The 23,488-nt window shown below is 61.5% G+C and carries 24 protein-coding genes; 16 read left to right on the top strand and 8 right to left on the bottom strand.

The features are described 5' to 3' along the window. Positions 1-150: 150 nt before the first annotated feature. From OIS53_RS02675 to OIS53_RS02665, 3 genes are all read right to left on the bottom strand, one after another. Complete coding sequence (locus OIS53_RS02675; RefSeq protein WP_264680843.1) at positions 151-843, bottom strand: ClpP family protease; 693 nt, start codon at positions 841-843, stop codon at positions 151-153. A gap of 97 nt (positions 844-940) precedes the next feature. After that, positions 941-1,231, bottom strand: a complete 291-nt coding sequence (locus tag OIS53_RS02670) for a hypothetical protein (protein ID WP_264680842.1) — start codon at positions 1,229-1,231, stop codon at positions 941-943. Positions 1,232-1,234: 3 nt separating this feature from the next. After that, a complete protein-coding gene (locus tag OIS53_RS02665; RefSeq protein ID WP_264680841.1) occupies positions 1,235-1,801 on the bottom strand; it encodes an RNA polymerase sigma factor in 567 nt (188 codons plus the stop codon). Positions 1,802-2,121: 320 nt separating this feature from the next. Here OIS53_RS02665 and OIS53_RS02660 point away from each other — a divergent pair, with 320 nt between their 5' ends. The 5 genes from OIS53_RS02660 to OIS53_RS02640 all read left to right on the top strand — a co-directional run bounded on the left by OIS53_RS02660 (position 2,122) and on the right by OIS53_RS02640 (position 7,561). Then, positions 2,122-2,691: a lipocalin family protein gene (locus OIS53_RS02660; RefSeq protein WP_264680840.1), complete on the top strand. Its 570-nt coding sequence runs from the start codon at positions 2,122-2,124 to the stop codon at positions 2,689-2,691. 347 nt (positions 2,692-3,038) lie between these two features. Beyond that, on the top strand, positions 3,039-3,488 hold the full coding sequence (gene bcp / locus OIS53_RS02655) for a thioredoxin-dependent thiol peroxidase (RefSeq protein WP_264680839.1): 450 nt from the start codon (positions 3,039-3,041) through the stop codon (positions 3,486-3,488). A gap of 336 nt (positions 3,489-3,824) precedes the next feature. Next, positions 3,825-4,727 carry a transketolase gene (locus OIS53_RS02650; RefSeq protein ID WP_264682296.1) on the top strand — a complete coding sequence of 301 codons (903 nt, stop codon included), beginning with the start codon at positions 3,825-3,827 and terminating at the stop codon, positions 4,725-4,727. Between the two features lie 296 nt (positions 4,728-5,023). Beyond that, positions 5,024-6,442, top strand: a complete 1,419-nt coding sequence (locus OIS53_RS02645; protein ID WP_264680838.1) for a vWA domain-containing protein — start codon at positions 5,024-5,026, stop codon at positions 6,440-6,442. A 162-nt stretch (positions 6,443-6,604) separates the two neighbouring features. Next, complete coding sequence (locus tag OIS53_RS02640; RefSeq protein ID WP_264680837.1) at positions 6,605-7,561, top strand: transketolase family protein; 957 nt, start codon at positions 6,605-6,607, stop codon at positions 7,559-7,561. Positions 7,562-7,770: 209 nt separating this feature from the next. Here the strand turns inward: OIS53_RS02640 and OIS53_RS02635 are convergent, their stop codons facing one another. Then, on the bottom strand, positions 7,771-8,391 hold the full coding sequence (locus OIS53_RS02635) for a hypothetical protein (protein WP_264680836.1): 621 nt from the start codon (positions 8,389-8,391) through the stop codon (positions 7,771-7,773). A 291-nt stretch (positions 8,392-8,682) separates the two neighbouring features. On the opposite strand from OIS53_RS02635, the gene OIS53_RS02630 reads away from it, so the two are divergent. Beyond that, positions 8,683-8,871 carry a hypothetical protein gene (locus OIS53_RS02630; protein ID WP_264680835.1) on the top strand — a complete coding sequence of 63 codons (189 nt, stop codon included), beginning with the start codon at positions 8,683-8,685 and terminating at the stop codon, positions 8,869-8,871. A gap of 87 nt (positions 8,872-8,958) precedes the next feature. On the opposite strand, the gene OIS53_RS02625 is transcribed toward OIS53_RS02630, so the two are convergent. Then, positions 8,959-9,498, bottom strand: a complete 540-nt coding sequence (locus OIS53_RS02625; RefSeq protein ID WP_264680834.1) for a hypothetical protein — start codon at positions 9,496-9,498, stop codon at positions 8,959-8,961. On the opposite strand from OIS53_RS02625, the gene OIS53_RS02620 reads away from it, so the two are divergent. Next, positions 9,497-10,306, top strand: coding sequence for a DUF481 domain-containing protein (locus OIS53_RS02620; RefSeq protein WP_264680833.1), 810 nt, complete (start codon positions 9,497-9,499; stop codon positions 10,304-10,306). The genes OIS53_RS02625 and OIS53_RS02620 overlap by 2 nt on opposite strands. A 34-nt stretch (positions 10,307-10,340) precedes the next feature. Here the strand turns inward: OIS53_RS02620 and OIS53_RS02615 are convergent, their stop codons facing one another. Beyond that, on the bottom strand, positions 10,341-10,841 hold the full coding sequence (locus OIS53_RS02615) for a DUF2628 domain-containing protein (RefSeq protein ID WP_264680832.1): 501 nt from the start codon (positions 10,839-10,841) through the stop codon (positions 10,341-10,343). A 293-nt stretch (positions 10,842-11,134) separates the two neighbouring features. Here OIS53_RS02615 and OIS53_RS02610 point away from each other — a divergent pair, with 293 nt between their 5' ends. The 6 genes from OIS53_RS02610 (at position 11,135) to OIS53_RS02585 (ending at position 15,137) form a co-directional block, all read left to right on the top strand. Continuing rightward, positions 11,135-11,680 carry an RNA polymerase sigma factor gene (locus OIS53_RS02610; RefSeq protein WP_264680831.1) on the top strand — a complete coding sequence of 182 codons (546 nt, stop codon included), beginning with the start codon at positions 11,135-11,137 and terminating at the stop codon, positions 11,678-11,680. 107 nt (positions 11,681-11,787) lie between these two features. Beyond that, a complete protein-coding gene (locus tag OIS53_RS02605) occupies positions 11,788-12,237 on the top strand; it encodes a hypothetical protein (protein WP_264680830.1) in 450 nt (149 codons plus the stop codon). 33 nt (positions 12,238-12,270) lie between these two features. Next, on the top strand, positions 12,271-12,768 hold the full coding sequence (locus tag OIS53_RS02600; RefSeq protein WP_264680829.1) for a Spy/CpxP family protein refolding chaperone: 498 nt from the start codon (positions 12,271-12,273) through the stop codon (positions 12,766-12,768). A gap of 172 nt (positions 12,769-12,940) precedes the next feature. Continuing rightward, entirely contained in the window at positions 12,941-14,122 is a 1,182-nt protein-coding gene (locus OIS53_RS02595; protein ID WP_264680828.1) for an aspartate aminotransferase family protein, read from the top strand. 282 nt (positions 14,123-14,404) lie between these two features. Continuing rightward, positions 14,405-14,716: an IS1/IS1595 family N-terminal zinc-binding domain-containing protein gene (locus OIS53_RS02590; RefSeq protein ID WP_264678688.1), complete on the top strand. Its 312-nt coding sequence runs from the start codon at positions 14,405-14,407 to the stop codon at positions 14,714-14,716. Beyond that, positions 14,700-15,137: an IS1 family transposase gene (locus OIS53_RS02585; protein ID WP_264678687.1), complete on the top strand. Its 438-nt coding sequence runs from the start codon at positions 14,700-14,702 to the stop codon at positions 15,135-15,137. Before OIS53_RS02590 ends, OIS53_RS02585 begins: the two co-directional genes overlap by 17 nt. Before the next feature lie 15 nt (positions 15,138-15,152). Here the strand turns inward: OIS53_RS02585 and OIS53_RS02580 are convergent, their stop codons facing one another. After that, on the bottom strand, positions 15,153-15,581 hold the full coding sequence (locus tag OIS53_RS02580; protein ID WP_264680827.1) for a tellurite resistance TerB family protein: 429 nt from the start codon (positions 15,579-15,581) through the stop codon (positions 15,153-15,155). Positions 15,582-15,841: 260 nt separating this feature from the next. Between OIS53_RS02580 and pfkA the strand changes: the two genes are divergently transcribed. Further along, positions 15,842-16,813, top strand: coding sequence for a 6-phosphofructokinase (gene pfkA, locus OIS53_RS02575; protein WP_264680826.1), 972 nt, complete (start codon positions 15,842-15,844; stop codon positions 16,811-16,813). 105 nt (positions 16,814-16,918) lie between these two features. On the opposite strand, the gene OIS53_RS02570 is transcribed toward pfkA, so the two are convergent. Beyond that, on the bottom strand, positions 16,919-17,128 hold the full coding sequence (locus OIS53_RS02570) for a hypothetical protein (RefSeq protein ID WP_264680825.1): 210 nt from the start codon (positions 17,126-17,128) through the stop codon (positions 16,919-16,921). 574 nt (positions 17,129-17,702) lie between these two features. On the opposite strand from OIS53_RS02570, the gene OIS53_RS02565 reads away from it, so the two are divergent. Further along, the gene (locus OIS53_RS02565) at positions 17,703-21,056 is read left to right on the top strand and encodes an RICIN domain-containing protein (protein ID WP_264680824.1); all 3,354 of its coding nucleotides are present in this window, start codon (positions 17,703-17,705) and stop codon (positions 21,054-21,056) included. A 241-nt stretch (positions 21,057-21,297) separates the two neighbouring features. Then, a complete protein-coding gene (locus tag OIS53_RS02560; RefSeq protein ID WP_264680823.1) occupies positions 21,298-23,358 on the top strand; it encodes a right-handed parallel beta-helix repeat-containing protein in 2,061 nt (686 codons plus the stop codon). The last annotated feature ends 130 nt before the right edge of the window (positions 23,359-23,488 follow it).

The raw sequence follows: 23,488 nt of genomic DNA, 5'->3' as shown, positions 1-23,488 counted from the left end.
GTGACACAGTCGTTGAACGATTGGTGTCGCCCCGCTGGGGCTTTCATCCTGTTTACCTCGGTGTGTTCTACCGATATGCCACCCCGCTGGGGCTGACCGTCCACCTTCACTCATCCACTCATTTACTCATCTACTCATTCACTCATCTACTCATTCCTTCTTCAGCACTTCATCAATGACGCCGTATTCTTTGGCCTCATCAGCACGCAGCCAGTGGTCCCGGTCGGCGTCGTTGTGGATTTGCTCGTAGGTTTTGCCGGTGCGCTCGGCGTAAATGTTGTAGAGTTCCTGGCGTAGCTTCACCACCTCGCGGGCCGTGATTTCGATGTCGGCTGACGGGCCCTGCACCCCGCCGCTGGGCTGGTGAATCATGACGCGGGCGTGGGGCAGGGCTGAGCGTTTGCCAATAGCGCCTCCGCACAGCAGAAACGAACCCATGCTGGCCGCCATGCCAGTGCAGATAGTAGCCACATCGGGGCTGATATACTGCATGGTGTCATAGATGCCCAGGCCGGCGTACACGGAGCCACCGGGCGAGTTGATGTAGAGCAGAATGTCTTTCCTGTTGTCAACTGACTCCAAAAACAGCATCTGCGCCGTCAGAATGTTGGCAATGTGGTCATCGACGGCGGTACCCAGAAAGATGATCCGGTCCATAATCAGGCGCGAAAACACGTCGATTTCGGCAAAGCGCGTCGGGCGCTCCTCGATAACCGAGCGGGTCATGCCGGTAAGGTGGGGCCGGGCCAGGCCTTCCACGTGGTGCACGTACTGGTCGAAGTGCAGGCCATTGAGGCCCTGGCCGCGCACGGCAAAGCGGCGAAATTCAGCAGAAGCAAGCATACAGAAAAGGGGAAATGCAGGCACGGCGAAGCCTGACCACGCTGTAGTGCGTGGCAGAGCGGCCACTGGCTGCGGTGAAGAGGAAGAAATAAGCCGGTTAGTGGGACGACCAGCGCCCCGGCAGCAGAGCGTGCAGGCGGGCCAAGGTGGCGTGTACCCAGCCACGCCGCCGGCGCCCGTACAGCTGCTGGTGAATGGCCTTTAGCTCCTGCCGCAGCTGCCGCCGCCCGGCCAGGCGCAGGCCCTGGTACAGTTGGCGCTGGGCAGCAGCATCAGCAGCCAGTTCAGGGTCGAGCAGCACCTGCACGGCCCAGGTGGGGGCACTGGCGGGCAGCTGGCCCAGCAGGTGCTGCTCAAGGTAGCGGAGGCGTTCTAGCTCGGGGCGCATGGCTTAGGCGGGAAGAAGTTGCTCGCGCAGGTTGCGCACGGCCGTGCGCAGGCGCTCCAGGCACTTGAATTTCTGAACCGTAGCCGAGCGCACCGTGCGAAACTGATGCGTAGCCGCAATCTGGCTCAGGGGCTGCTGGAAGTAGTAAAAGGCCAGCAGAATATCCCGGCACCGGGCCCCGAGCTGCTCCACGTAGTCGCGTACGGCCAATGCCGGGGCGGGCTCTGGTTCGGGTTCGGCGGGCAGCTCCGGGTGGGCGTCGGTGGGCTCGGCGGGCAGGCGGCTGCGCCGGACCAGCTCGCGCCGCCACAGGTTGCGGCTTACGCCCACCAGGTAGGTGCTGGCCGCGGCCGTCAGCGTCAGCATTTCGCCTACAGCTTGCTCGTAGAAGACCACCAGCGCATCCTGAAACACGTCTTGGGCGTCGGCCTCGGTGCCGCCGTGGCGCTGCACGTGCCGGCGCACTACCGGGAAGGCCCGCTGGTACAGCTGGGTCAGCACACGGGAACGGTCAGTCAGCAGGGCCTGGCGCAGGGCAGCGGGGTCGGAAAAATGGTCGAGGCGAATCATGGCAGCAACGCGGGTTCAGTACTTAATCGAAAGAAACGCCAAGTATCACCAGGTTGCGGCAGATTTTTTTGGCAGAAGTCGGAGCCGCCCTGGTGCTTCCGCCTTAGCCGTGAGCAAGTAAGCTGCGTACTACCGAGGGTCTTCTCCATCCCGAAGCTATGTAGAAAGTTGCTTGCCCGTTCTGCTAAGCTTGTCGAAGCAGCTCTACCACTTCGTCCTCATGTCAGAAATTAGCCAGAGGTAGAGATGCTTCGACAGGCTCAGCATGACGGTCTACCTCTTACTTGTCACCTGTCACCCTTTACTTGTTACCCCTGACTATGCCTGCTTCTCCTGCTAAAAACCCGCGCCAACCCGTACTGCTGGCCGCCGCGGCTGCCGTGGCTACTGGTGTGGCGGCCTATGCTTTTGCCCGGCGCAAAAGTCACCCGCCCCTGCCCACCGTGGCACACGTGGACCTGCACCGGTACCGCGGTTTGTGGTACGAGGTGGCCCGCCTGCCCGCCCGCTTCGAGAAAGGCTGCCAGCACGTGACGGCCGAGTACAAGCTGCGCCCCGACGGCAAGGTGCAGGTGCTCAACACCTGCCACAAGCACAGTCTCAACGGCCCGGTGGAAACCGCCGCCGGCACCGCCCGCGTCGTAGATGCCAAGACCAACGCCAAGCTCCGGGTCAGCTTCTTCTGGCCGTTTGAAGGCGACTACTGGATTCTGGACCTCGACCAGGCCGACTACCGCTATGCCCTGGTGGGCGAGCCGGGCCGCAAAAACCTCTGGATTCTCAGCCGCACGCCCCACCTGGAGCGCAGCCTCCGCGACCGGCTGGTGGCGAAAGGCCGGGAGCTGGGCTTTCCGGTCGACAGGCTCATCTTCACGCCCCAGCCCACCTGAATCACAGATTGGGCAGATTAGATTGATTTCACTGATTATATGGAGGCTGTTTAGGAAGTCGTCTGAAACATACCAGCCCGTCCTGCTGAGCGGAGCCGGAGGCGAAGTCGAAGCATCTCTACCGCTGGCTAACTTCTGACGACTACAACGAAGCGGGAGAGGTGCTTCGGCAAGCTCAGCAGGACGGGCTGGTATGTTTCGGGCGACTTCCTAAACAGCTTCATGACCTGACGGTCCTTCGTACGGCGCGCTACCACGCTACAATAGGCTGGTTCCGGTTTTTTTAATCTGCGAAATCCGTTTAATCTGCCCAATCTGCGCTTTACTTTTGCCGCAAACTCTCCGTCATGACAATTCCCCAAGTTGGCGAGCCGGCTCCGGCTTTTGAGGCCCAGGACCAGCACGGCACCCTGCACCGCCTCCAGGACTACGCCGGCCGCAAAGTGGCCCTCTACTTCTACCCCAAAGACGACACCAGCGGCTGCACGGCCCAGGCCTGCAACCTGCGCGACAACTACCAGAGCCTGCTCGGGGCCGGCATTCAGGTGCTGGGCGTGAGCATCGACCCGCAGAAGTCCCACCAGAAGTTTGCTCAGAAGTACGAGTTGCCCTTCCCGCTGCTGGTTGATGAGGACAAACGACTCGTGCAGGCTTACGGGGTGTGGCAGGAGAAGTCGATGTACGGCCGCACCTACATGGGCACCATGCGCTACACCTTCGTCATCGACGAGCAGGGCCGTATCGAGAAGGTCATTACCAAAGTCGACACCAAGAACCACGCCGCCCAGCTGCTGTAGCTTCCAAAGCCCCGCCCGTTTCAGGCGGGGTATTTTTTTTAGGGTCTTAGGGACTTGGGGGCTTAGGGGCTTGGTTGATGTACTGCTGCTATTCTGAGGCCCAGCCAAACTGAAGAACGACAAGCGGCAGAACAGCTCTGCGCCTTCTGCGCAAGCTTCCGCGCCCTCTGCGGGCTAAACTCGTTACCACGACTCGCTCTGGCGCAAGAATTAATTACGCTGATCTTCGGCTGGGCCCCAGGATGACAGCAGCACGTCAACCAAGACCCTAAGCCCCCAAGCCCCCAAGCCCCTAAAAACCTACCTTTGCCCTACCACTCCAATCATCTAGACCCAATGGCCCAGGACACGTCTTTTGCCGCTTCTTCCGAAACCCACGCGCCCGAGGCTACCAAGTCGGTGGCCGAGCTGAAACAGATTGCCGCCCAGGTACGCCGCGACATTGTGCGCATGGTGCACGCCGTCAACTCCGGCCACCCTGGCGGCTCACTGGGCTGCACCGATCTGCTGGTGGCCCTTTTTTTTAAAGTGATGAAGCACACCCCGGAGCCATTTGACATGGACGGCATCGGGCAGGACCTGTTTATCTTGTCGAACGGCCACATTTCGCCGGTGTTTTACTCGGTGCTGGCCCGCTCGGGCTACTTCCCGGTGGGCGAGCTGGCCACGTTCCGCAAGCTCAACTCCCGCCTGCAAGGCCACCCCGCCACCCACGAGCACTTGCCCGGCGTGCGCATAGCTTCGGGCTCCCTCGGCCAGGGCCTGAGCGTAGCCATCGGGGCGGCCCAGGCCAAAAAGCTCAATCAGGACTCCCGCACCGTGTTCGTGCTCATGGGCGACGGGGAGCTGGAGGAGGGCCAGATCTGGGAAGCGGCCATGTACGCCCCCCACCACAAAGTCGACAACCTGATTGCTTTCGTGGACCGCAACGGCCAGCAGATCGACGGCCCCACCGAAAAAGTGATGCACCTGGGCGACTTGCGCGCCAAGTTCGAGGCCTTCGGCTGGCGCGTGCTCGAAACCGACGGCAACCAGTTCGAGACCCTGCTGCCCACCATTGAACAGGCCCAGGGTCTGCTGGGTCAGGGCCAGCCCATTGTCGTGCTTCTGGATACGCAGATGGGCTACGGCGTCGACTTCATGATGGGTTCCCACAAGTGGCACGGCGTGGCCCCCAACGACGAGCAGCTCGAAAAAGCCCTCCAGCAGCTCAGCGTGGAAGAGGCGTCGGACTACTAAAATCACAGATGGTGCAGATTAAGTTGATTGCGCTGATTGCATGAGTAGTCCTTGTTGATCTGAAAACTTCTTAATCATCTGGCACCCCCTCTCCCTTTTCGGAGAGGGGGCCGGGGGGTGAGGCGCCCACTAGGGGCCTTCAGAGGAACCTGCATTATTTGCGCATAGAGAGACGGATTGGCTACGCCTTCCTTCGGGTGCTTCGGCTACGCCTCGCAATGACAGTCTGATCATACATTTCCAACGCCGCCTGGCTCCCCTCTCTCCGGAGAGGGGGCCAGGGGGTGAGGTCCCGCATGGCACGATGCTCTTACCTGCTTCTGCTCTCCCTACTGACGCTCAGCTTCTGGCTGGGCGGGGCCGCGCCGGCGCGTGCCCAAACGGCACCGCCTGCGCCCAAGCCCCGCACCACCCGCATCCTGTTTCTGCTGGATGCCTCGGGGTCGATGCTGGCGCAGTGGGAGGGCAAGACGCGGTGGGAAGTGGCTAAAGGCCTGCTGGCCCGCATGGCCGACTCGCTCAACGCCTACCCCAGCCTTGAGCTGGGCCTGCGCGCCTACGGCCACTTGCACCCCAAGGAGGAAAACAACTGCGAGGATTCGCGGCTGGAAGTGCCGTTTGCCCCGAAAAATGCCGCCGCCATCAAGGCCAAGCTCAAAGCTATGCAGCCCCAGGGCAACACGCCCATCACCTACTCCCTGCTCCAGTCGGCCGACGACTTCCCCACGGCCGACAAAACCTCCCGCAACGTGCTCATTCTGATTACCGACGGGCTTGAGTCGTGCAAGGGCAACCCCTGCGCCACGGCTCTGGCCTTGCAGCGCAAGCGGGTGTTTCTGAAGCCCTTCGTCATTGGCATCGGGGCCGAGAAGGACTTCGGCAAGCAGCTGGAGTGCCTGGGGCAGTACTACAACGCGGCCGACGTGAAGACCTTCCGCACCATCCTCAACGACGTGGTGGCCCAGACCCTGGCCAAAACCACCGTGGCCGTGAACCTGACCGACGAGCAGGGCCGCCCCGTGGAATCCAACGTCAACCTGACCTTCATCAACAACCTCACCGAGCAGCCCGAGTACAACTACATCCACTACCGCGACGCCCAGGGCCGGCCCGATGCCCTCGACATCGACGCCCTGCAGAGCTACGACCTGGTGATTAACACCGTGCCGCCCGTACGCCAGCCGAACCTGCTCATCCGGCCCGGCAAGGCCAACGTGCTGATCTACAAAACGCCCCAAGGCACGCTCTGGCTTAAGCCGCCCACGGCCACGGCCAGCCCCTACGGCACAGTGCAGGCCGTCATCCGGCAGACGGGCCAGGACAAAACCCTGCTGGCCCTGCCCTTCGGGGCGCGGCAGAAGCTGCTGGCCGGCAACTACGAGGTGGAGCTGCTGACCCTGCCGCGCCAGCTGCGGCGCATCACCGTGAAGCAGGGCCAGGAAACCGCACTCACCTACGAGCCGCCCGGCGTGCTCAACATCGTCACCGATTTGAAAGGCTACGGCAGCGTCTACCGTCTGGGCCAGGACGAGTCGCAGACCTGGGTGTACAACCTGCCCCACGGCGGCTCCTCCAAAATCAACCAGCCCTTGCAGCCGGGCACCTACCGCCTCGTCTTCCGCACCACCAGCGCCACCGGCAGCCAGTTCACCGACGTGCGCACCTTCACCATCCGCCCCAGCCAAACCACCTCGGTAAGCATCTTTGGAAGATAGCCCCACCCCAACCCCTCCCCGGTAGGGAGGGGCTCTAATTTTAGCCTTTTAGTTTAGCAGCTAGAAACTAGAACTAAAGCCCCTCCCTACCGGGGAGGGATTGGGGTGGGGCTCACACAAAACCTAAGTCCCCAAGCCCCCAAGTCCCTAAGCCCCTACCACATGAACGACTTCCCCTACACCGAATCGAAAGACACCCGCAGCGGCTTTGGCGCCGGCTTGCACGAGCTGGGCAAAACCAACCCCAACGTGGTGGCCCTCTGCGCCGACCTGATTGGCTCCCTCAAGATGGACGCCTTTGTGAAAGACTTTCCCGAGCGGTTTTTCCAGGTGGGCATTGCCGAGGCCAACATGATGGGCCTGGCCGCCGGCCTCACCATTGGCGGCAAGATTCCGTTTACGGGCACCTTCGCCAACTTCTCCACCGGCCGTGTCTACGACCAAATCCGCCAGAGTATTGCCTACTCGGGCAAAAACGTGAAGATCTGCGCCTCCCACGCCGGCCTGACCCTGGGCGAAGACGGCGCCACCCACCAGATTCTGGAGGATATCGGGCTGATGAAGATGCTGCCCCACATGACCGTCATCAACCCCTGCGACTACAACCAGACCAAGGCCGCCACCCTGGCCATTGCCGAGCATGAGGGCCCGGTGTACCTGCGCTTCGGCCGCCCCGTGGTGCCCAACTTCACTCCCGCCGACCAACAGTTTGAAATCGGTAAGGGCATTGTGCTCAATGAGGGCGCCGACGTGAGCATCTTCGCCACCGGCCACCTCGTGTGGAAAGCCATCCTGGCCGGCAAGCTTCTGGCCGAGCGCGGCCTCAACGCCGACATTATTAATATCCACACCATCAAGCCCCTGGATGCCGAGCTGGTGCTGGCCTCGGCCCGCAAAACCCGCTGCGTGGTAACGGCCGAGGAGCACCAGATGAACGGCGGCCTCGGCGACTCCATCGCCCAGCTGCTGGCCCGCGAGGAGCCCCTGCCCCTGGAAATGGTAGCCGTCAACGACTCCTTCGGCGAGTCGGGCACCCCCGACCAGCTCATGGAGAAATACGGCCTCAACGAGCACGCCATCGTGGCCGCCGTGGAGAAGGTAATGGCGCGGCGGAAGTAGGCTGTTGATTCGTATATGCAACCGCCCCGGCTGCTTACGTAGCGGCCGGGGCGATTTTGTATTATGGCAGGTTCGGGAACGATATAAAGACGCAACCCTTCGCGTCTCGTCGTCTACGCCGTAGAATGGTTGTAGCGGTCTTAAGTCATCTAATAAATTCGGGTTTTCTACAAAACCTTCGCAATTCATAATCAACACAACCGTTTTAATTATTTGATTTTTCCTTTGTCAATTCTTAGAATAACAGTATCAATAAGTCTATTAATTCTTTGCTCGTTAACTGTATCGTCTATCTCAATAGCCTCAGTTGTCAATAACTCCTTTAGCTCACGGACAGATTTAGCCTGGTGCTTAGCAACTTGATAGGTAATTTCACTCTTCTCTTGTTTAGTAAGTGGCCTTCCAAACTGCTTCGTCCATGTTGAAATATCAGGTGGAAATACCTCTTCAGCCGCCATACTGTCTTCTGCTATATGTATCATATTTACCTCATAAGCACTATTTAATTTAAAAAAACCTTCAAATTCATCTGCTTTGCCATCCCTATTTTTTAAATAATGCACATGTTTAACACAATACATCTTTGTACTATCAATTTCTCTGTTATTAATGGAAAGAATTGATTCGGAGTAGTCGCTAAACGAGACAGATGTATAGCTTGCCGGATGAAGTGCATATGTCTTTATCCATTTCGAAACGGCTGCTTCTGTCTGCTGCATTCGCTGTTTGTACTGTTGATCCTCGTCGGCGCTTAATCTGTGGCGACTATTGCAGCCTCCGATAATCAGGACGATGTAACAACAAAGGAAGATTCCTATTATGTTTTTCATTATTTTTTCTTGCTATAACCCGTGTTAAAATTATAAAATTTAGTATAACAGTATCGTCTTCATGACGCTTATCACACGTTCTGCATTATTGCACACAGTCGTGCGCATCTATTAGTAAATTCTGGACAGCCCATTACATCAGCGTCTAGTTACCCCAAAAAGCCCGGTCGACCATCCCAACCTTCAGAAAGCCGACCAGAAAAGCCCAGAACACCTTCCTCTATCTTCATACACCTTACCGGTGTATTCTCGATGATTACAAATGAACGGTTTAGTTAGCTGGAAGAAATGATGTCCGAAGCTTTAAAGCGTATTGACAATACCCTGGAGCAGCTACGAAGCTCTGATGAGCGACAGGAAGTGATGCTGTGGGCGTTGATGCAGCAAACCGAAACCAACACGGCCATACTGCGGCAGCTGGAAAACCACGAAAACCGCCTCCGCAACCTGGAAGACCAGGAACCCACAACCGCCGCCTGACGCCCGTACAGATTATGTTGCCACCCCGGCTGCTTCGGAAACCTGGAGCGACCGGGGTGTTTGTTTTTCTGGACAAAATACGCCTACCTAGCTGCCCAGCGCAGCCAGGCGCTGCTCCAGGGCGTCGTCGAGGTGGGGCCAGCGGGGGCGGTTACGGAAGGTATAGTCGCGGTAGCAGGCCAGGAAGGCTTCGGTTTCCTGCTGCACCTCGCGCAGGGCTTCGGCAGAAGCGCCGGCGGCTCGCTCGTAGTCGGCGGCCAGGCCGTAAATCCAGCCCACTTCCCGGTCCGACTCCACGAGGGTGCGCAGGCGGTACAGGGCCTTGATGACCTTGCCCAGGGGCCAGCCCGCCGCCTGCGCCTGCCGCAGCCACCCCAGGCCGGGCCGCACCGAAAACGAGGCCGGGCCACTGGCGCGGGTCAGGAAGGCAACTACCTCATCCTGGCCGGTGCGCAGCAGGCGGTAGAGCTGGATGAAAAAAGATTCTGGAACATCTTCGCGCAGGATTACCTCATCCACCCAGTCGCTCACGTCGGCCAGGGTACACACTTCCAGTCGCAGGCCCAGCCGGGCGTAGAAGGCTGCTTCTACCTGGGGCAAGCCCTGTAATTCAGCTGCTAGATCCATGCTCGATTTCCGCTCCGGCGTCATCCTCCCCCCCTGGTTCGTTGTTCTGGCCCGCTCCTGTAACGCATCCGGCGCCAGGCTGGTGGCAGCGGGCCTGCTGTTTTTGGGGACGCTGCTCCTCGCCGCCACCGCCGCCCGTGCCCAGCAACCCGACACCACCCTCATCCGCTACTCGGGGCAGCTGACGGGGCAGTACACCTCGGGGGGCGTCAACCGCACGCTGCTTGCCACCTCCCACAACGTCACGCTGCTGCGGGGGCTGCACTTTGGGGCGCCTCTCACGGGCAGCTTCCAGTTTGGGCGCCAGGACGGGCGCCTGCGGGAGCGGGAATGGCTGCTCAACGCCACGCCCTACTACTGGAAAGGCCACTTCCGCTTCTACGGCATCGGCGGGTACGAGCGGAGCAACCTGCGCGGCATCGACCAGCGCTACCAGCTGGGCGCGGGCCCCGGCTGGGCCTTCTACACCGACTCGCTGGGCCGGGAAGTGGCCTTAAGCAACCTGCTGCTACGGGAGGCCACCTACTTCCGCGACGGGTCGGAGCGGGTAGTGACGCGCAGCTCGGCCCGCCTGAAGGTGGTGTACACGCGCGGGGTGCTGTCCTTGAACTCGACCACCTTCTACCAGCCCAACCTGCGCGACTTTGGCGACTACCGCGCCAGTGAGCTGGCTACGCTGGCCCTGCGTTTCACCGCCCGCTTTTCCCTTACTTCCACCTACACCTTCACCTACGAGAACCGGGTGCTGGAGGGTCGCCCCCGCGCCAACACCAACCTGACCGTGGGCGTGGCATTCAGCACGAAGTAGGGCGCGGGCGAGCCGAGGCTCTCCGGCATACTGACTAGCCTTGGGTCGTTTGGCCGAGCCAGAAGTACAAGCCGATAAACAGCACCAGCAGGGCCAGCATCACGAGCACCGGAACCCAGCTGGTGCCACCGGCCCGGCGCAGGCGCACCAGAAGCTCGTCCTTCGGCAAGCCCAGGGCTAGCAGTCGGCGTATCTTTCGCTCGGCGTGCCACAGGTAAAGGTTGTTGCCCAGAAATCCGTACAAGGAGCCAAATAGTAAGTTAGCAGCTATTGTGCTGGCGGTGCTCGGCTCTCCAAACACGGCTTCTTCGGCCATTGATTCTACCAGAAGAAAGCCCAGCAAGCAGAAAAACACGAGGTACATGCGGCGGTAGGCAAACCAGAAGAGGCCGGCAAGAAACGCTGCCAGGTTAAATGTCAGGCGCCGGCCTTGCTGGCGCAACCGCCAACGCTCCAGATAATATTCAGCCTGAGGTCCAAAGAAGGTCCAGACATACTCATCTTCAATTGGTACGCGGGTAGATGTTTCGCTCATGCAGTGGGTGTTAAAAAGCAGAATAAACAAATGCAGTCCGGGGCAGGCACCGCGTCAGTGTTGCGCCAGAACATGCCCCAGCTCGGCGTAATGGCTTCGCGCTCGGAGGCGTCGGGAGAAGGGTTTCGGCTGGCATGCAGACTGCGTAACTAGAGTCGGGATGAGAGGTCCAAGATAGGAAAATGCCGAAGTTGGCCCGTGCACGCGCAGGTTTTTAGTTTACCTATTAAACCCCGCTTGGCTCCTCCCATCTAACCCGCCACACTCCCGCCCTACTTCTCACCTTCTCCTGCTTGGAAGACCAGGAAATCCTCACCCAGTTTCGTGACCCCGCCACCCGCAACGTGGCCTTCAACCAACTGGTGCGCAAGTACCAGAGCAAGGTGTACTGGCACGTGCGCAAGATGGTGGTAGACCACGACGCCGCCGACGACCTCACCCAGGACGTGTTTGTGAAGGTGTGGAACCACCTGGAGGGCTTCCGCCAGGACGCCCAGCTCTACACCTGGCTGTACCGCATTGCCACCAACGAGTGCCTGAGTTTTCTGGCCAGCAAGCGCCGCCGGTTTCTGCTGCCCCTGCACGACGTAGGCGCCGAGCTGACGGCCAAGCTGGAAACCGACCATAGCTTGGCTGGCGACGAGGTGGAGCTGAAGCTGCAAAAAGCCATCCTGCGCCTGCCCGACAAGCAGCGCCTCGTCTTCAACCTGCGCTACTACGACGACATGCCCTACGAGCAGATGGCCGAAGTAACCGGCACTTCCGTCGGCGCCCTGAAAGCCTCCTACCACCACGCCGTTAAAAAGATAGAGCAATACATCAACGACAGCACCGATTAAACCTCGGCGCCCCGGCTTCCTCTAACCTGCTAGCTGCGTGTTACCCAGTGGGACAGTTACCAGCCGCGTGCTCTCACTTCTCACCTCTACTAGCTCACTTCTCCATAATGAACACCCCTTTTCGGCTGGATGACCACCCGCGGCGGCCCCAGCCCCTGCTGGCTCCGCCCCCGGACCACTACTTTGAGCAATTGCCCCGGCGCGTGATGGCGCGGGTGCAGCCCGCAGCCAGGCCCGTCCCGGCCTGGGGCTGGCTCATGGCCTTGCCGAGGCCCATGCGTACGGCCCTGGCTTCGGCGGTGGTGCTGGGCGGGTTTGCGGCCTCGTTTCTGCTGAGCCCCGCCGCGCCACCTGCCGCTGACCCCGTAGCTGCTGCTTTAAGCCAAGTGCCCGAAACGGCCCTCATCGACTACCTGGCCGCCAATCATTCGCTGGAAGCAGCCGACCTGGCTTCCCTGCCCCTGCCCGAGGACGACGGCATGGCCTATTTCCTGGACGTTTCGCCCCAGGCGGTAGAAGCCGAGGTTGGCCCTGCACTCGAAGACACCTATTTCTAATTTCTAAGCTTCTTTTCTTCCTTTTTCTCGCCCATGCACTTCCCGTTTTTTCTTCGCCGCCTGAGCCTGCTGAGCCTGCTGTGGCTGGCGGCCACCGCCCTGCACGCCCAGCAAGCGCCGCCGCGCCCCGATATGCACACGCGCATCGAAAACGCCCGCATTGCCTACATCACCCGTGAGCTGAACCTGACTTCGGAGCAGGCCCAGCGGTTCTGGCCGCTGTATAATGAGTACAGCACCAAGCGCCGGGAGTTGCGCCAAACTCACGACCAGCTCCGCAACGCGGCCTCTGCCACGCTCAGCGAGGACCAGGCCCGCGCCACCCTCAAGCAAATCGTAGCCGTGTCGAAAAACGAGCTGGAGCTGACGGAGGACTACTTCAGCAAGCTGCAGAAGGCCATATCCGCGCGGCAGGTGGCCCAGCTCTACAAAGCCGAGCGGGAGTTTGGCCGCGTGATGATACAGGAGCTGAAAGGCCAGCGCCGTACCTATCGGCTGGAACGCCCCGGCGGCCCCACGGGTGCCCGCTAAACGCCGCTTCGAGTTTTCCGGAACGACTCGGGCCCCGCCCTGCTTCGGCACGGTGGGGCTTTTTTCTGCGCCTCCTGCGAAACCCTCTGCGCCCTCTGCGGGAACCTGACGTAAGCACCATCCGGCACACGGCGCAAGCTGAAGCTCGCGCCACATTTCCGACCTTTGCCGTATGCTTACCCCCCGCCAGCTTTTCCTGCGCCACCAGGCCCAAACCTCCGACTTCCCGCTGCTGCTCGAAATTGAGCGGGCCGAGGGCGTGTACATGTACGACGCCGCCGGCAAGGCCTATCTGGACCTGATTTCGGGTATTGGCGTAAGCAACGTGGGCCACCGCCACCCGCGGGTGCTCCGGGCCATTCAGGACCAGCTCGATAAGTACCTGCACCTGATGGTGTACGGCGAGGTAGTGCAGGCCCCGCCGGCCCGGCTGGCCCAGGCCCTCACGGCCACCCTGCCCCCGCGCCTTGATAACGTGTACTTCACCAACTCCGGGACCGAGGCCGTGGAGGGCGCCCTCAAGCTGGCCAAACGCCACACCGGCCGTACCGGCCTGCTCAGCTCCCTCAATGCCTACCACGGCTCCACCCACGGTGCCCTGAGCATCACCGGCTCCGAGGGGTTCAAGAACGCCTTCCGGCCCCTGCTGCCCGACGTGCGCCACTTCCGCCACAACAGCTTCGACGACCTGGCCCTGATAACCGAGCACACGGCCGCCGTCGTCATCGAAACGGTGCAGGGCGAGGCCGGGGTACGCCTGCCCCATCCCGACTACCTGCCCGCCCTGCGCCAACGCTGCTCGGAGGTGGGCGCCCTGCTCATCCTGGACGAAATTCAGTGCGGCTTTGGGCGCACCGGCACGTTCTGGGCCTTCGAGCAGTTCGGCATCGAGCCCGACATCCTGCTCACGGCCAAGGGCATGGGCGGTGGCATGCCCATCGGGGCGTTTATTGCCCCGCAGTCCATCATGGCCGGCTTCAAAACCGACCCTATTCTGGGCCACTGCACCACGTTTGGGGGCCACCCGGTGTCGTGCGCGGCGGCGCTGGCTACCTTGCAGGTCATTCAGGAGGAAAACCTGCTGGCCGGCGTGGCCGAGAAGGCGGCCCGGTTCCGGCAGCACTTGCGGCACCCGGCCATCCGGGAGGTGCGCGGCTGCGGCCTGCTCATGGCCGTGGAGTTTGAAAGCTTCCAGGTGCTCAAGCCTATCATCGACCGGGCCCTCTGGCACGAAGGCCTGCTCACCGACTGGTTCTTGTTCTGCGACAATTCCCTGCGCATCGCCCCGCCCCTCACCATCACCCTGGAGCAGATTGACGAAGCCTGCGCCGCGCTGCTGAAGGCAATTGGCTAATGTCATTGCGAGGCGCAGCCGAAGCAATCCGTCCTTTTCAGGGTGACAACCTCTGCCCTATCCAAAAGCCCCTAACGTCTGGTAGATGTCAGGGGCCTGTTGTGTTGTCTGGCTTCTCCTCTCTCCTTCAGAGAAGATACTGGGGGTGAGGTGCCAGGTTAGAGGCTTTGGAGAAGTCGGATGCTTTATGCGTTGAAAAGGACGGATTGCTTCGTCCTCCGTCCTCGCAATGACAAAAGATTTTTGGCGGTGGTCTAAAGCGTGGTTTTGCTACCTTAGGCGATGCTTCAAACAACGCTCACCTGCGCCAAATGTGGCAGCACAGCCTTGCGTAAGAACGGCCATAGCCACGGCAAGGCCAAGTATCGGTGCCTGAACTGCCGCCACCAAGCGGCCTTGCACCCGGCCGCTCCGCGCAAAGCGGCGCAGTACGCCCACGTGGAAAAACTGCTAGTCGAGCGCGTCTCGCAGCGGGCCATCGTGCGCCTGACGGGCGTGGCGCGCATGACGGTGGCCAAACTGGCAAAAAAAAGCGCGGGCGCCAACGCGCCCACGGCCCAAGCCGCGCCGGCCACGGGTGCTGGAACTGGATGAAATGTGGACGTTTGTCGGCCACAAAAAGCGCAAAACATGGCTCTGGCTGGCCGTGGAGCGCTCCAGCCGCCGCATCGTGGCCTGGGTGTTGGGCGGCCGGGGCCGCGCGACGGCTCGGCGCCTGTGGCGCGCTTTGCCGGCCGAGTACCGTACGGGCACCTGGTACTTCACCGACGAGTGGGAAGCCTACCAGGGCGTATTGCCAGCCGGCGCCCACCGGCCCAGTCCCAAAGGCAGCGGCCAGACCAGTATCGTGGAAGCTATCAATTGTTCACTACGCCAAAAGTGCGCCGTGCTCGTGCGTAAATCCTGTTCCTTTAGCCGCTGCCGGACCATGCACCGCATCCGTATTCAACTCGTCATTGACGAACACAACCGGCAATGCCACCTGAAGCAAACGACCAGCAAAACCACGCTTTAGACCACCGCCAGATTTTTAGTTACCTAAAAGCGTTTGGGTTTGCTCTTTAATTTGTTCGCGGGGGAGGCCGTCTTTGACGCCCTGGGAGATGTTGCGCACGAGTACGGCCACGATGTCGCGGCGGAAACCGAGCTTTTCGGCCATGCCGATGCAGAACTCCATTTCGTGGTTGTCGACCACGCCATCGGCCAGCATCATGTCCACGAGGTCGAAAATCTGGTCGAACCGCTCGGAGTCGTTGTCGGGGATAACCAGCTTCACGCTGCTGGTGTTGCCCACCAGGCTGCGGACTTCGGCGGCGCGCATACCGTTTTTCTGGCCCACGGCCACAATGAAGTTCATTTCTCGTTCGTCGATGTGCCCATCAGCCTTAGCCAGGGCCGCCAGGTTTACGATGTGGCTTTTGAGTTTTTTTGTTTGCTCGTTTTCAAAGAAACCAAACATACGAACGTGCATTAGATGGGAACGGTGGTGGGAACAGACCAATGCAAACAGCCTGCCTCGGTGGGGCGCTCAAGGCAGTAGTAAGATAGCCCGCTAGGGCTGAGGGCGCAATAACTCCCATACGCACCCGAAAAAAAAATAGCTACCCAGGCGGCGCCATTTTCTATTTTCCGTAGGAGACAACGAAACTTCACCTGGGATTTACCACCTTTGCCCGGCCCGGCTGTGTCGGGCTTTTGTTTGAGTACTGAGAGAGCTATATGAAACGCATTGCAGTTTTCACCAGTGGCGGCGACTCGCCCGGCATGAACGCCTGCATCCGGGCCGTGGTGCGCACGGCCGTCTACCATGGCATTGAGGTGTACGGCATCATGCGCGGCTACAGCGGCATGATTAAAGGCGAGTTTGTGAAGCTCGATTCGGCTTCCGTGGCCAACACCATCCAAAAAGGCGGCACTATTCTCAAGTCGGCGCGCAGCCAGAAGTTTATGACCAAGGAGGGCCGCCAGCAGGCCTTCGACCAGCTCGTAAACCACGGCATCGACGGGCTGGTGGCCATCGGCGGCAACGGCACGTTTACCGGGGCCATGACCTTCGAGCAGGAGTTTGGCATCCCGACCGTGGGCGCGCCCGGCACCATCGACAACGACCTGTACGGCACAGACTTCACCATCGGCTACGACACGGCCGTGAACACGGCCCTGGAGGCCATCGACAAAATCCGCGACACGGCTGACTCCCACGACCGGTGCTTTTTTGTGGAGGTGATGGGCCGCGACTCGGGCTACATTGCCATTCCCTGCGCCATCGGGGGCGGGGCCGAAATTGTGATGGTGCCGGAAACGCAGATGTCTACGGAGGCCGTAATTGAAACCCTGCAAGCCGGCTGGCGCCGCCACAAAACGTCGTTTCTGGTGGTGGTGGCCGAGGGCGACGAAGAAGGCAACGCTCACACCGTAGCGCAGAAGGTCAAAGAAGCCATTCCGGAGCTGGACACCCGCGTGACTATTATCGGCCACATTCAGCGCGGCGGGGCGCCTTCGGCCGCCGACCGGATGCTGGGCTCCCAGATTGGTATTGCGGCCGTGGAAGGCCTGCTTAACGGCATGCGCAACGTCATGGCCGGCATCGTGGACCGCAAGCTGGTGTACACTCCTTTCACCGATACCATTCACAAGAAAAAGCTGCTCAACCAGAGCTTTATGCGCATGGTGGAGATTCTGAGCGTATAGTCTGGGGCATACACTACTGACCAATGCCAACGAGGCGCAGTTGGTGCTTACCCATGAAGGGTGCACCAACCGCGCCTCGTTGGCATTGGTCAGCTCGCGGCGGAGTTAGTGAATGATCTTGCCGCTGCCATCCAGCAGCGCGTTGGTGCTACTGTCGCCGCCAATGTCAATACCGTAGACGTAGAGGGCGCGCCCTGCGTACTGGGCCGGCACCGTCCACCAGAAGCCTTTGTACTTGTTGCAGAACGGTAAGTCGCCAGGACCTATAAGCGGGCCGTGGCAGCGGGCGGTGAGCTGCGCGTGCCGATGGGGCACCTGGCGCCCGGCAGCTATTGGGCCACCCTGCAACTGCGCAGCAGCCAGCAGCGCACCACCCAAGCGGTGCTGATTGTACCCTAGCCCGATGTCTTCTCTTACTCACCCGCACCAACTGGCTGCCGGGTCAGCCTACAAGGGCGCTGCTTAGGCAGCGCCCTTTTGCTTTCTGCTGGGGCCCATCTTGTTCGTCTTCGTCTGAATGCTCAGGGACTCAAGGCACATTGGGGCTGTCTGGGAGAAGTACCAGCACGGCTTAGGTGCCACATCGTGGCGGCATCTTAAACGGGTGCTAAAACCACGTCTTCTTTACTTCTTACTATACATAGGAAAAGTTACACACCTGGTCTGCTTTACCCCAAGCTGATGGTACAAAGGTTTTTGTCGTTCACCTAGTTATTCTGGTCGTTGGCTGCCAATCGGGCTTCTGAAGCGGGCTCTCCTTCTGAGAAGGAATTTGTGAGATACTACTTTAGAAGCTAGGGAATCCAAGTTCCAGCGCTGCCCTACGTCTGGGATTTGTTCAACACCTGGCCTTGCTCTGTCACCTTCACCTTTCTTTCCACATCTGCTGATGAAACAACCTTTCCGTACTCTACGACAACTTCATCCGCTACTGCTCCGGAGCCTGTGGCTGCTACTGAGCCTGCTACTGGCCGGGCCCTTGCATGCCCAAATCACCTTGCCCCTGGAAGTGCTCGGGCCGCAGGGCACCACCAGGCAAGTGTCGTTGTCGGTAGCTGACCCGAGCAAAGTAGCTAGTGTCTATCTGCGCGTGCACCGCCCCGGCTTCCGGGCCGCCAGCACCCAGCCCACCATTGCCCGCGCCAGCGTGCAGGTCAACGGCGGCAGCTGGGTCGACATCACCAACGCCAACTGCACCGTATTCCCACAGGAAGCCAGCTACGGCGGCATCGGCGGGGGTTTCCAGACCGTGCGCTTCACCGTGGCCGCCAGCAAGCTGGGCCCGTTCAGAGCGGGCGGCAACACGCTCAGCATCCGCCTCAACCAAACCGATGGGCACAGCAGCGGCCTGCGCGTGCTGGAGCTGAACCTGCTCGACGCGGGCGGCGCCAAGCTGGTGCCGGCCTCGGCCTTTGTGGCAGACGACCCCAGGAAGTGGACCGCCCCCCGCGCCGGCGCCGCCGATGTGGCCGAGGGCCAGCGCCTGTGGAAGGAAGCCGCCTTGAAAGAGTCGCCCTTGGCTACGGGCACGCTTAAGGCCACCTGCGCCAGCTGCCACCACGAGCGGGGCCTGGACCTGAAGTACTTCAACTACTCCAACACGTCCATCGTGGAGCGCACCAAGTTCCACGGCCTGAGCCAGGCGCAGGGCGAGCAAATTGCCTCCTACATCCGCAGCCTGACCCTGAAAAAGCGCGACGGCTCTCCCTTCGACGCGCCGGGCACGCCCTGGGACCCGCCCTACCAGCCCGGCCCCGGCCTGGACAGCAAGCCCGTGGAACTGTGGTCGGCGGGCGCGGGCCTGAACGCCGTGCTGGAGAAGGACCGCGACATCATCCCGCATCTGTTCCCGAAAGGCACGTCGGTGGCGGCCATGAAGGAAGCAACTTCTTCGAAAGGCATGCTCAACATGCGCGAGCTGCCTCTCTCGGTGCAACTGCTGGACTGGAATGAGTGGATCACGCCTCTGCACCCGGTCGACATCTGGGGCGCCGAGTTCTACACCACCCGCGCCTGGAAAGCCTACCAGCGCGTACGGCAGGAGCTAGCGCCCAGCGGCCGCACCAGCGTGTCGAAGGAGCGGCTGCTGGACATCATGCAGTGGTTTACTGCCGACGCCATCAACGGCACCCTCGACGATGACGGCTACGGGCGCAAGCTGCCCGCCGGCGTAACCTGGGAGCAAGCCGCCGTGGGCCTGCGCCGCTGGGCCGTCACCAAAATTTGGGAGCTGAACCAGGACTTTTATCTCGAAGACATGCCGCTCCAGCTTTACCCCAACGGGGAGCGAGGCTGGGTGGGCAGGCACCGCTCGGTGTTTGAACTGGCGCCCCACTTGTCGAGCCACAACGGCGAGCAGTTCATCTATCAGAGTCACCTGGTAGGCAAGTACTTCTCTACCATTTGGTACCACACGCAGGTGATTGTCAACCCCGGCTACCGCGACAACGTGGTGCACATTCCCGTGGACTGGAAGTACCACCTCGACCACATCGATAACCTCTCGGGCTGGTTCAAGGAAACGCCGGGTGAGGGCATGCGCTACGCGGCCAGCCTGATCAAGGACATGCAGATGTGGGACAACAAGTACGGCGTACAGGACCCGGGCCGCGGCTGGAACCTGCGGGAAATCAAGCTCAACAATCTGGTTCACCCGGACTACGACAACCTGTTTGCTGACCTGAGCCCGGACTTCCGTAAGAACCTGGCCGAGGCCTACTTCAGCTCCTGGTACGACAAAACCGCCTCGCACCCCATTGCCGACTACAAGCGCTGGAACATCCTGCCCGATGGCTCGGCCGACACGCCCGGAGGAGCGTACGACTGGGCTCCATCCAACTTCCCCTACTACCCCATTCCTGAGAAGCTAAAAGGCTACGAGGAATATCCGCAACGCCTGCGCGACGCCATCGTGTACGGGCGGCCGCTGGGTGTGAACGGGGAGCTTCTAAATAAAATGGCCGACTTCGGCCACGCCATGTGGCCCTTGTGGGGCTTCGACAAGCTGAAGGGCGGCACGGCCGTGGCAGGCACGGGCACCGGCCTGAAGGGGCAGTACTTCAACGCCACCACCCTGGATGCCAACAACCTGCAACCCGTGCTCACGCGCGTAGACCCACGACTTGAGCTAAGCTGGCCGGCCTCGCCGGGCGCCGGGGTGCGCGAAAACGACTTCACGGTGCGCTGGACCGGCTACGTGCAGGCGCCGCTGTCGGGCGAGTACACATTTGCCACCAGCAGCGACGACGGCAACCGCCTGTGGATGGACAACAAGCTGCTGGTGGACGCCTGGAAAAGTGGCGACGGTAATGGCGGCCAGGGCAAAATCACGCTCGAAGCCGGCAAGCTTTACCCCATCAAGCTGGAGTATCTGGAATACGGCGGCAACGCCAATGTGCGGCTAATGTGGAGCCTGCCCAACCTCGACGTGAAAGTAATTGTCCCCACCACGCAGCTATACCCGGAACTACCGGCCGCACCCGCGGGCCCGGCTAACGGCACCTACCGCCTGGTAGCGCGCCACTCGGGCAAGGTGCTGGACGTGAACGGCGCCAGCCAGGCCGAGGGGGCCGGTATTATCCAGTGGTCTGCCCACGGGGGAACCAACCAGCACTGGCAGCTGACGGCCGTCGGCAACGGCTTCTACAAGCTGGTGGCCGTGCACTCGGGCAAGGCCCTGGACGTGGACCACAGCGGCACCACCAACGGCACGAAGATTCATCAGTGGACCGACAACGGCAGCCCGGCCCAGCGCTGGAAAATTGAGGCTACTACGGACGGCTACTACAAACTCACGGCTGAGTGCTCGGGTAAGGTGCTGGACGTGAGCGGGGTGAGCCAGGCCGACGGCGCCGCCGTGCACCAGTGGGACTACGTGGGCGGCCTCAACCAGCAGTGGAAGCTGGAACCCGTGAGTAGTGCGGCCGGGGCCTTGCAAGCCAGCGCGGAAACGGCGGCTTCCGCTACCCCAGCCGCCCGTGTGGCAGCGGGTACCTCCTTCGCGGCGTTTCCTAATCCCAGCCCAGGCCTGGCCACGCTGGAGCTGACGGCAGCAGCCACGCAGCGCGTCACGGTGCAGGTGCGCAACCAGCAGGGCTACCTGGTGAGCCTGGTGCAAGTGCCCGTGCGGGCGGGCCGAAACCACTTCCGGCTACCCGCCGCGTTGCCGGCCGGCACGTATGTGCTGGAAGCTACTGTCGACGGAAAAAATCACTTTTTCCGTCTTGAGGTGCAGCAGCAGTAGCTTTCTGTCCTGGTTTGTTCGCTAAAAGCCCTGTACGACCCCGGTTGTGCGGGGCTTTTTGCAGGCCGTCCGGGTTGGTTTTCGGCAAGGCTGCTGCAACCGTTTACCTTTTTCGTCCAAGTCTGAGGTCGTTTCTCCTGCTTGCTCAGTAGCTGGCTCGGCATAAACGTGTAGCTTTAAAGCATTTGTCAGGTCCTTTTCCGCTTCAGCACCGCCTTTCCCAACCTAACACCCCTTCCGTATGCATCTATTCTCGTCTCGCTTTGCCTCCCTGGCGCTTGCCGTTTTCTGGACGGCGGCTGGCACAACGGCCGCCGCTCAGGCCCCGCCCTCGGCCGAGCAGATCGGCATCAAAACCACCTCTTACCCCGTGCCCACCGACGGCACAGCCCGCTACGTGAAGCCCGACGGCGACGACGCCCAGGACGGCCGCACCCTGGCTACAGCCTGGCGCACGGTAAGCAAGGCCCTGAGCGCCCCGGTGGGCTCTACCATCGTGCTGAAGGGCGGCACCTACCGCGACCTGACCGGGCCCAACCTGAACCGGCGGCTTACCTTTCAGCCGGCCGCCGGCGAGCAGGTCTGGATCAAAGGCAGCGTGCAGATTCCCAACGCGGAATGGGCCGTGGAAGGCGGCCGGTGGGTGAAAACCGGCTGGACCACTGAGTTTCAGCGCGTCAGCCAGGGCGGCCGACTTGCACCCTGCCCTAAGTGCATCGACGCCGACCACCCCGAGGCCGACTACCGCGACATGGTGTTTGTGAACGGGGTGCGGCAGCAGCAGGTACTGCGCCTGCAAGACCTGGCGGCCGGTACGTTTTACGTTGACGCCGCCGCCGACAAGCTGTACGTGGGCAGCGACCCGCGGGGCAAGACGGTGGAAGCCACGGTGGCCTCCACTGCCCTGCAAACCTGGAATGCTCCGGCCGCCGGCAGCGTGTTCCGGGGCCTAGGCTTCGCCCACTTCGCCGAAATGGCCCTGGTTCTGGCCGTCAATAACCTGACCGTGGAGAACTGCACCTTTGCCTGGAACGGCGAAGGCGGTGGTATCGGCTTTCCCGGCGGCGGCTCGGTGCTGCCCGAAGACAACGTGGTGCGCGGCAGCACCTTCACGTACAATGCCCAGCAGGGCCTGGGTGGCGCCAAGGCCCACCGCCTGCTGCTGGAAGGCAATGTGTTCAGCCACAACAACGTGGAGCTATTTGCCCGCATCTGGAGTGCGGCCGGGTTTAAGATTACCAATGCCGACGGCCAGGTGGTGCGCAACAACATTATCGAAGACAACGACGCCCACGGCGCCTGGCTGGACGTGGACACGCGCAACGCTACGGTGGTCGGCAACGTGGCCCGCCGCAATACCGCCTTCGGCATCTTCTTCGAAATTTCGCGGGGCTGCCTGATTGCCGGCAACGTGTGCGTGGGCAATGGCGTGGGCATTGGGGTAGCCAACTCCTCCGACGCCCGCCTGTACAACAACACGCTGGTCAGCAACAACAAGGCCCTGCTCATCAAGGAAGACAACCGCACGCCCACGCCCGGCGAGCTGGCGGCCGGGGCCAGCTACCTCACCCGCCGCACGGTGGTCAAAAACAACATTCTGGCCGATGCCAACAGCGGTATCCTGTTCGATACCTACCGGGCCTGCTCCGACACGGCTAAGGCCATGATTACGGCCCTGGACTACAACGCCTACTACCGGGCTGCTGCCAGCCAGCCGGCTACGCTGGTTAAGTGGAACGTGCCGCAGACCAGCCGCAACTGCCACACCTTCCACGCGGCTCTGCCGGCCTTTGCCGGCGCCACTGGCTTTGAGGGCAAGGGCTTCGAGCTAAGCGGCGCTCCAAACCCCTTCTTCGTGAACCCGGCCGCCGATGGTGCCGGGGACTACCGCCTGAAGGGCGGCAGCAGTAACCCCGCCCACCGCCGCGGCCAGCCCCTGCCCCAGGACGTAGCCCGGCTGCTGGGCGTGCCGGCCGGGGTGCCCGTGGACCTGGGCGCTTACCCCACGGCCGGCGCTGTCACCGCATCAACCCAGCCCGGCCACCCCGACGAGGTGCTGACGCTCTACCCCAATCCCGCCACCAACACCTTAACTGTCAGGGTGCGGGCTACTGCCGCGCAGGCTGGCTGCGTGGAGCTGCTGGATGTGCTGGCCCGCCCGGTGGTACGCCGCTCAGTTGCCCTGCGCCCCGGCGAAAACGCCGTTTCGGTGGACGTCAGCCAGCTGCGCGCCGGCGTGTACTTTGTGCGGGTGCATCACGGCCAGCAGTCTGCCAACCGGCGCCTCGTGGTAACGCACTAAGGCACCCGGCGGCACCAAGTACGGCCAGGACCTTACTTTTCTTGGTCAGCGACAAGCCCCGTGCAACGATGGTTGCGCGGGGCTTTTTTTGGTGTGGCGGCCGGCCTTTCACGTCACGTTCTGGCGGCCG

This window comes from Hymenobacter sp. YIM 151500-1, from assembly GCF_025979885.1.
GTDB lineage: Bacteria > Bacteroidota > Bacteroidia > Cytophagales > Hymenobacteraceae > Hymenobacter.
The sequence above is the reverse complement of the archived record's forward strand: the minus strand, read 5'-3'. Positions and strand labels throughout refer to the sequence as shown.

Excerpts from the sequence above, each read along its gene's own strand:
- OIS53_RS02590 (WP_264678688.1), top strand. The coding sequence starts at position 14,405 with ATGCTTCAAACAACGCTCACCTGCGCCAAATGTGGCAGCACAGCCTTG.
- OIS53_RS02670 (WP_264680842.1), bottom strand. The coding sequence starts at position 1,231 with ATGCGCCCCGAGCTAGAACGCCTCCGCTACCTTGAGCAGCACCTGCTG.
- OIS53_RS02595 (WP_264680828.1), top strand. The coding sequence starts at position 12,941 with ATGCTTACCCCCCGCCAGCTTTTCCTGCGCCACCAGGCCCAAACCTCC.
- OIS53_RS02565 (WP_264680824.1), top strand. The coding sequence starts at position 17,703 with ATGAAACAACCTTTCCGTACTCTACGACAACTTCATCCGCTACTGCTC.
- OIS53_RS02645 (WP_264680838.1), top strand. The coding sequence starts at position 5,024 with ATGGCACGATGCTCTTACCTGCTTCTGCTCTCCCTACTGACGCTCAGC.
- OIS53_RS02620 (WP_264680833.1), top strand. The coding sequence starts at position 9,497 with ATGCTCGATTTCCGCTCCGGCGTCATCCTCCCCCCCTGGTTCGTTGTT.
- bcp (WP_264680839.1), top strand. The coding sequence starts at position 3,039 with ATGACAATTCCCCAAGTTGGCGAGCCGGCTCCGGCTTTTGAGGCCCAG.
- OIS53_RS02615 (WP_264680832.1), bottom strand. The coding sequence starts at position 10,841 with ATGAGCGAAACATCTACCCGCGTACCAATTGAAGATGAGTATGTCTGG.
- OIS53_RS02600 (WP_264680829.1), top strand. The coding sequence starts at position 12,271 with ATGCACTTCCCGTTTTTTCTTCGCCGCCTGAGCCTGCTGAGCCTGCTG.
- OIS53_RS02650 (WP_264682296.1), top strand. The coding sequence starts at position 3,825 with ATGGCCCAGGACACGTCTTTTGCCGCTTCTTCCGAAACCCACGCGCCC.
- OIS53_RS02560 (WP_264680823.1), top strand. The coding sequence starts at position 21,298 with ATGCATCTATTCTCGTCTCGCTTTGCCTCCCTGGCGCTTGCCGTTTTC.
- OIS53_RS02675 (WP_264680843.1), bottom strand. The coding sequence starts at position 843 with ATGCTTGCTTCTGCTGAATTTCGCCGCTTTGCCGTGCGCGGCCAGGGC.
- OIS53_RS02660 (WP_264680840.1), top strand. The coding sequence starts at position 2,122 with ATGCCTGCTTCTCCTGCTAAAAACCCGCGCCAACCCGTACTGCTGGCC.
- OIS53_RS02580 (WP_264680827.1), bottom strand. The coding sequence starts at position 15,581 with ATGTTTGGTTTCTTTGAAAACGAGCAAACAAAAAAACTCAAAAGCCAC.
- OIS53_RS02640 (WP_264680837.1), top strand. The coding sequence starts at position 6,605 with ATGAACGACTTCCCCTACACCGAATCGAAAGACACCCGCAGCGGCTTT.
- OIS53_RS02635 (WP_264680836.1), bottom strand. The coding sequence starts at position 8,391 with ATGAAAAACATAATAGGAATCTTCCTTTGTTGTTACATCGTCCTGATT.
- OIS53_RS02625 (WP_264680834.1), bottom strand. The coding sequence starts at position 9,498 with ATGGATCTAGCAGCTGAATTACAGGGCTTGCCCCAGGTAGAAGCAGCC.
- pfkA (WP_264680826.1), top strand. The coding sequence starts at position 15,842 with ATGAAACGCATTGCAGTTTTCACCAGTGGCGGCGACTCGCCCGGCATG.
- OIS53_RS02630 (WP_264680835.1), top strand. The coding sequence starts at position 8,683 with ATGTCCGAAGCTTTAAAGCGTATTGACAATACCCTGGAGCAGCTACGA.
- OIS53_RS02665 (WP_264680841.1), bottom strand. The coding sequence starts at position 1,801 with ATGATTCGCCTCGACCATTTTTCCGACCCCGCTGCCCTGCGCCAGGCC.
- OIS53_RS02605 (WP_264680830.1), top strand. The coding sequence starts at position 11,788 with ATGAACACCCCTTTTCGGCTGGATGACCACCCGCGGCGGCCCCAGCCC.